Annotated in this window: 5 protein-coding genes; 3 read left to right on the forward strand and 2 right to left on the reverse strand. The window is 70.9% G+C overall.

The window, feature by feature from the left end:
• The 3 genes from AC1D12_RS20600 to AC1D12_RS20610 all read left to right on the forward strand — a co-directional run.
• The coding region (locus tag AC1D12_RS20600) for an amino acid adenylation domain-containing protein (RefSeq protein ID WP_477842521.1) at positions 1-3,563 on the forward strand (3,563 nt) is incomplete at its 5' end.
• Positions 3,560-4,285: an alpha/beta fold hydrolase gene (locus AC1D12_RS20605; RefSeq protein WP_477825918.1), complete on the forward strand. Its 726-nt coding sequence runs from the start codon at positions 3,560-3,562 to the stop codon at positions 4,283-4,285. The genes AC1D12_RS20600 and AC1D12_RS20605, both read left to right, overlap by 4 nt.
• 23 nt (positions 4,286-4,308) lie before the next feature.
• Entirely contained in the window at positions 4,309-5,142 is an 834-nt protein-coding gene (locus AC1D12_RS20610) for an alpha/beta fold hydrolase (RefSeq protein WP_477825919.1), read from the forward strand.
• A 9-nt stretch (positions 5,143-5,151) separates the two neighbouring features.
• Here the strand turns inward: AC1D12_RS20610 and AC1D12_RS20615 are convergent, their stop codons facing one another.
• The gene (locus tag AC1D12_RS20615; protein ID WP_477825920.1) at positions 5,152-6,318 is read right to left on the reverse strand and encodes a type II toxin-antitoxin system HipA family toxin; all 1,167 of its coding nucleotides are present in this window, start codon (positions 6,316-6,318) and stop codon (positions 5,152-5,154) included.
• A 49-nt stretch (positions 6,319-6,367) separates the two neighbouring features.
• The coding region (locus AC1D12_RS20620; protein ID WP_477842522.1) for a helix-turn-helix domain-containing protein at positions 6,368-6,667 on the reverse strand (300 nt) is incomplete at its 5' end.

A 6,667-nucleotide genomic window follows, 5' to 3' on the forward strand; every position in this document is an offset into this window, starting at 1 on the left:
ACTACATGGTGCCGGCCGCAKTCGTCGTGCTGCCGACGCTGCCGCTGACGGGCAACGGCAAGGTCGACCGCCAGGCCCTGCCGGCGCCGGCAGGGCTGGCTGCGACGGCCGCGCGGCGCGTCGAGCCGCCGCAGGGCGAGACCGAGCAGGGCCTGGCGGCGATCTGGCGCGACGTGCTGGGCCTGGGTGATGGGGGACACGAGGTCGGCCGCCACGACAACTTCTTCGAGCTCGGCGGCCACTCGCTGCTCGCGACCCAGGTGACGGCGCGCATCCGCCAGGCGCTGGACCGCGGCTTCGTGCTGCGTGCGGTGTTCGAGCACCCGGTGCTGCACGAGCTGGCGCGGGCGATCGAGGCGGGCCGCGCACCGGCCGCAGCGAGCGCGGCGATCACGCGGCTGGCCAGCGACGGCCCGAGCCCGCTGTCGTTCGCGCAGGAGCGCATGTGGCTGCTGCACGAGCTGGCGCCGGACAGCTCGGCCTACAACATGCCGGTCGCGCTGCGCCTGCACGGCGTGCTCGATCGCGCCGCGCTGGAGCGTGCGCTCGACGCGCTGGTGCAGCGCCACGAGACGCTGCGCACCACCTTCGCGATGATCGACGGCCGGCCGATGCAGACGGTGCGGGCAGTGGAGGGGCACCAGCCGTTCGCGCTGCCCTTCCACGACCTGCGCGCGCAGGGCCGGCAGGCCGAGGAGGCCGCGATCGCGCTGGCCACCGACACCGCGCGCGCCTACTTCGACCTGAGCCGCGGGCCGGTCTTCCGCACGCTGCTGGTCCAGGTCGCCGACGACGAGCACCTGCTGCTGCTCGCGATGCACCACATCGCTGGCGACCAGTGGTCGTACGGCGTGCTGGGCCGCGAGCTGGCCGAGGCCTATGCGGCGTTCCGCCGCGGCGCGGCGCCCACGTGGCAGCCGCTCGCGGTGCAGTACCGCGACGTGGCGGTGTGGCAGCGCGAGCGCTTCCAGGGCGAGCTGCTGGAAACGCAACTCGGCTACTGGCGCCGCCAGCTCGACGGCGTGGCGCCGTTGCTGCTGCCGACCGACCACCCGCGGCCGACGATCCTGTCGGACCGCGCCGCCTGGCATGCCGACGTGCTGCCCCCCGCGCTGATCGAATCGCTCGAGGCCTTCAGCCGCGCGCATGGCTGCACGCTGTTCATGACGCTGTTCGCCGCGTACGTGACGCTGCTGCACCGCTACAGCGGGCAGGCCGACATCGCGGTGGCGGTGCCGATCGCCAACCGCGAGCAGCGCGAGGTGGAAGGGCTGGTCGGCGGCTTCATCAACACGCTGGTGCTGCGCAGCACGTGTGGCGACGACACCGCGTTCAGCGAGTTGCTGGCGAACGTGCGCACGACCGCGCTGGAGGCGTATGCGCACCAGGAGTTGCCGTTCGCGAAGCTGGTCGAGGAACTGCGGCCGATGCGCGGCCCGGCACTGCCGCCGCTTGCCCAGGTGCTGTTCACGCTGCAGAACGCGCCGATGACCGGCATCGAGTTCCCCGGGCTGCAATGGGAGCCGGTCGCGATCGACCGCGCCGCGGCGCCGTTCGAGCTGGGGCTGTACATCGAGGCGGCCGTCAGCGGCAGCGTGCTGTTCGAGTACTCGACCGAGCTGTACGACGAGCCGACGATCCGGCGCATGGCGGGGCACTACCGGATGCTGCTCGAATCGCTGGTGGAAGCACCCGCCACGATGCTCGCGAAGCTGCCGATGCTCACCGCCGACGAGCAGCGCTGGCTGCGGGTCGAGATGAACGGCACCGCCGCCGCGCATGCCAATGATGTCTACCCACGCCTGTTCGAGGCCCAGGTCGCGCGCAGCCCCGAGGCCGAGGCGGTGCGCTACGAGGGCGCCTCGCTCACCTACGCGGCGCTGAATGCGCGCGCGAACCGCGTCGCCAACCGGCTGCGCGCGATGGGCGTCGGCCCGGGGCAGCTGGTCGGCGTGTGCCTGCAGCGCTCGCTGGCGCTGGTCGTGGCGCTGCTCGGCGTGCAGAAGGCCGGCGGCGCCTACGTGCCGCTGGACCCCGGCTTCCCGGCCGAGCGGCTCGCCTACATGCTGGAGGACAGCGGCGCGCGCGTGCTGGTGGCCGGCGGCGATGCGGCCGACGGCATCGCGCTGCCGCCCGGCGTGCAATTGCTGGACGTGCTGGCCGATGYGGTCGCGCTGGGCGCTGGCAGCGAGGACAACCTCGCAGGCGCGCCGGCGCCGGACGACCCGGCCTACGTGATCTACACCTCCGGCTCCACCGGCCGGCCGAAGGGCGTGGTGGTGCCGCACGGCGCGCTCGCGAACTTCCTGCATTCGATGCGGCGCGAGCCGGGGCTGGCGGCCGGTGACGTGCTGGCTGCCGTGACGACCGTCTCGTTCGACATCGCCGGGTTGGAGTTGTACCTGCCGTGGCTGGTGGGCGCGCGCGTCGAGCTGTGCTCGCGCGAGACGGCGGCCGACGGCATTGCGCTGTCGGCGGCGCTGGCGGCCAGCGGCGCGACGGTGCTGCAGGCGACGCCGGCCACGTGGCGCCTGCTGCTGGAAGCCGGCTGGACCGGCGGGCCCAACTTCCGCGCGCTGTGCGGCGGCGAGGGGCTGCCGCGCGAGCTGGCCGATGCGCTGCTGGCGCGTGTCGGCGAACTGTGGAACCTGTACGGGCCGACCGAGACGACGGTGTGGTCGACCGCGGAGCGCGTGATCGGCGGCGGTGCGCCGGTCACGATCGGCCGGCCGATCGACAACACGCAGGTGCATGTGCTGAGCCGTGCCGGCGAGTTGCAGCCGGCCGGCATCCCGGGCGAGCTGTGGATCGGCGGCGCGGGTGTCGCGACCGGCTACCACCGCCGGCCGGAGCTGACGGCGGATCGCTTCATCGCCGATCGCTTCTCGACCCAGCCGGGTGCGCGGCTCTACCGCACCGGCGACCTCGGCCGCTGGACGGCGCAGGGGCGGCTGGAGCACCTGGGGCGCATCGACCACCAGGTGAAGATCCGTGGCTTCCGCATCGAGCTGGGCGAGATCGAATCGGTGCTCGCGGGGCACGAGGCAGTGCGGCAATCGGTGGTGATCGCGCGCGAGGCGGGGCCGGGCGACCTGCGGCTGGTGGCCTACGTCGTGTACCAGCCCGGCGAGGACCTGACCGTCAGCGAGGTGCGGCGCCACCTGCGGCGCGAGCTGCCGGACTACATGGTGCCGTCGCTGGTGGTCGCGCTCGACGCGATCCCGCTGACGCCGAACGGCAAGGTTGACCGCGCGTCGCTGCCGGACCCGTTCAAGAACGTCGCGCCGGTGGCCGCGTACGAGCCGCCGGCACCGGGGCTGGAGCGGCTGCTGGCCGATGTGTGGCAGCAGACGCTGCAGATCGAGCGGGTCGGCGCCGAGGACAACTTCTTCGAGCTGGGCGGGCATTCGCTGCTGTCGCTGCGTGTCGCGGTGGCGGTGGAGCAGCGCACCGGCTGGCGCATGGATCCGCGCGTGCTCTTCTTCCAGAACCTTCGCCAGATCGCGGCTGCGGGCGCCGCGCATGTCTCTGCTGATTTTTCCGATCACTTGCCCAGCCCATGAACCCATTCTTCTTCGGCACCCGGCAACGGCGGCTGTTCGGCGTGTACAGCCCGGCGCGGGCGTCGGCGGCCGGCAGCGGCACGCGGGCCGTGCTGCTGTGCCCGCCGTGGGGCCAGGAGTACCTGCGCGCCCACCGTGCGATGAAGCAGCTCGCGACGCTGCTGAACCAGGCCGGCGTGCACGTGCTGCGCTTCGACTGGTTCGGCACCGGCGACTCGGCCGGCGAGATGCTGGACGCGAGCCTGGCCGGCTGGCAGGCCGACATCGAGACGGCGATCGACGAGCTGAAGGACACGACCGATGCAGCACGTATCGGGCTGGTGGGGCTGCGGCTGGGCGGCACGCTGGCCGCGGCCGTGGCGGCGCGGCGGCGCAAGGACGTCGACAGCCTGGTGCTGTGGGATCCGGTGGTGTCGGGCGAGGGGTACCTGAAGGAGTTGCTGGCCGCAGCGCCTGCCCGCAAGCCGGAGCACGGTGGCGGTCATGAGGTGATGGGCTTTGCGCTGAGCGAGGCGATGGCGGCCGAGCTGCGCGGGCTGGTGCTGCCAGCGGCGGAGTTGCCGGCGCGCACGCTGGTGGTTCGATCGGTGGCAGGCGAGGCGGTCGGGTCATTGCCGGTCGAACAGGTCGAGGGCCAGCCCGCCTGGCTGGAGGACCACCATTCGGGGGCCGGCGCGGTGCCGGTGAAGGTGTTGCAGCGCGTTGCGCAGTGGTGGAGCTGATGGTGAACGAGCAGGTGCTTCTGATGGGTCCGCGCAAGGCGCTGGTGGGCATCGTGACGCCGGCGGCGGAGGGTGCGGCGACGGCGCCCGGCCGGCCGGCGGTGGTGGTGCTGAACTCGGGGATCATCCACCGCGTCGGCGCGAACCGGATGACGGTGCAGCTGTGCCGGCGGCTGTCGGGGCAGGGCTTCGACGCGGTGCGGTTCGACCTCTCGGGCATCGGCGACAGCGAACCGCGCGACGACGGGCTCGGGCTGCTGGAGGCGAGCCTGGCCGACATCAAGGACGCGCTCGACACATTGGAATCAGTGCGCGGCTTCAAGCGCTTCGTGCTGGTCGGCCTGTGCTCGGGCGCGGACCATGCGGTGGTGTACGCGGGGCGGGATCCGCGGGTGACGGGGCTGGTGTTGCTGGACCCGTCGATCCCGCACACGCCGCGCTACTACCTGAACCACTATGCGCGGCGCGCGACGCGGCTGAGCAGCTGGATGAACATCGCGCGGGGCAAGCATCCGCTGTGGCATGCGCTGGGACAGCGCATGGGCGGGGCGGGTCATGCGGAGGTGCCGGAAGAGGGGCCGCGTGCCGACCTGGATTCGCCGGAGGCCAAGGCCTTCCTGTCGAACGCCTATGCGGCGGCACACCGTTCGGGCAACCGGTTCCTGGCGGTGCTGACGGCGGAACGCGAAGACCATCACAACTACCGCGAGCAACTGATCGACGCGTTCCCCGACGTGCCGTTCGGGGACCGGCTGCAGCTGGAGTACCACGAGGGCACGGATCACACGTTCACCGCGGAGGCGGATCGGGAGCGGGTGATCGAGGGGATCGTGGGGTGGATGCGCGCTGCCGCGTGAGATCGATGGTCAGGCCTGCTGCAAGCGCTTGAAGGTGTCGAGCCAGGTCTGCGTCTGCTGCGCGATGAGTTCTCGCAACCCGGGCAGGCGCCGGGCCACCCTGTCCAGCGATGCCAGCGTTGCGAAGGTCAGCTCGCACAGCTGAATGGTGCGCTCGACGATCCGGGCCTTAGGCATGTCACACCGCAGGCCGAAGTCCAGCAAGCCCAGCCGTGCCGCGAAGAAGCTGCGGTTGCCCTCCAGGTTCAACGCCAGGTTGTCGTCGGCAATGTAGAGCCGCGTGCAGACGATGTCGTAGGCCGGTGCCATGCGCACCGCGCCGCTCAGGCTGTCGTACAGCACGCCGAAGTTCTTCATGTGCGCGTCGCCGTTGCCGAGGATGCACGACAGCACCACCATGTCGAACAGCTGCTCGCGCGCGGCGGGYAGTTGCTCGGGTGAGCAGTACAGGTGCAGCAGCCTCAGCACGAGTTCGTAGCTGCCGACGTACTTCTGGTCGGCGGCGCGGCCGGCCAGGGCCAGCATGTCCTCGAAGCCGAGGACGCGTCCGTCGGGCGGCCGGTCGAAGCGGCGCATCACGAACAGCTCGCCGTCGTCGGACAGGTGGAACTCGGGCACCGGCACGCCGGCCTGCTTCACGATGCTCATGCAGATGAACTCGTTGATCGCGAGGCCCGGGAATTCGCCGAGGCCTGACTTGACGATGAGTTCTGAGGTGGGCAGCGATGCCTTGGGCGTGGGCCGCATGTCGTCGCTGACGCGCTCGGGGACGAGCACCTTGGGCTGCACGCCGCTCAACCCGGTGCGCATCAGGTAGCTGTCGACGAGGCGGGCGAAGAGTTCCCGTGAGCCGCCGTGTGCGAGCAGTTCAGCGAGGGACTCGCCTCGCACAGGCGCTTCGTTCCCGGCCTGCCCTTCGAGCGTGAAGCGCAACCGGCCGATGGGTGCCTGCGACCCGATCACCGTCAGCAGCAGCAGCGGATCGAGTCCGGTGGTCTTCGCGAGTCGATTGCGCAGTTGCTCCAGCACGAAGCCTTCCGGCATGTTCATCTGGAAGATCGGATGCAGCGACGGGAACTCGTACGGCCGGGCGCGCAACGGCATGCCGAGCGCTGGCGCCGACTCGGGCGTGGCATCGGGTGCGAAAGAGAACAGGTAGCTGCCATCGCGCTGCAAGATGCCGGACAGACCTTACGGTGTGTGAACCAGCACCTTGGTGGGCGATTCACTCATCGCCGTCTTTCAACAGGGCGCTGATCTCGTCCAGCGTCGGTCGCCGGGCGGGCGCCACCTGCAGTTGGGCTCCGAGTGCCGCTGCGACCCGTGCATAGGACGAAGCGGCGACACCTGGTCGGCCGGCTTCGACGTGGATCACCTTCAGGCGGGGAATGCCGGCGATGTGGGCCACGTCGACCAGCCGCAGGCCGCGCTGCTTGCGCATCTCCTGCAAGGACTGCCCCAGCACCACCAGATTGACCGAGAAATCACCCATGAAAGTATCGTAATCGATACTTAACAGGTAGCA

The sequence above is a fragment of the Rhizobacter sp. P1_G5 genome (assembly GCF_056405435.1).

What these genes read in the sequence shown, in the direction of transcription:
- AC1D12_RS20605 (WP_477825918.1), top strand. Translation starts at nt 3,560, where the DNA reads ATGAACCCATTCTTCTTCGGCACCCGGCAACGGCGGCTGTTCGGCGTG.
- AC1D12_RS20610 (WP_477825919.1), top strand. Translation starts at nt 4,309, where the DNA reads ATGGGTCCGCGCAAGGCGCTGGTGGGCATCGTGACGCCGGCGGCGGAG.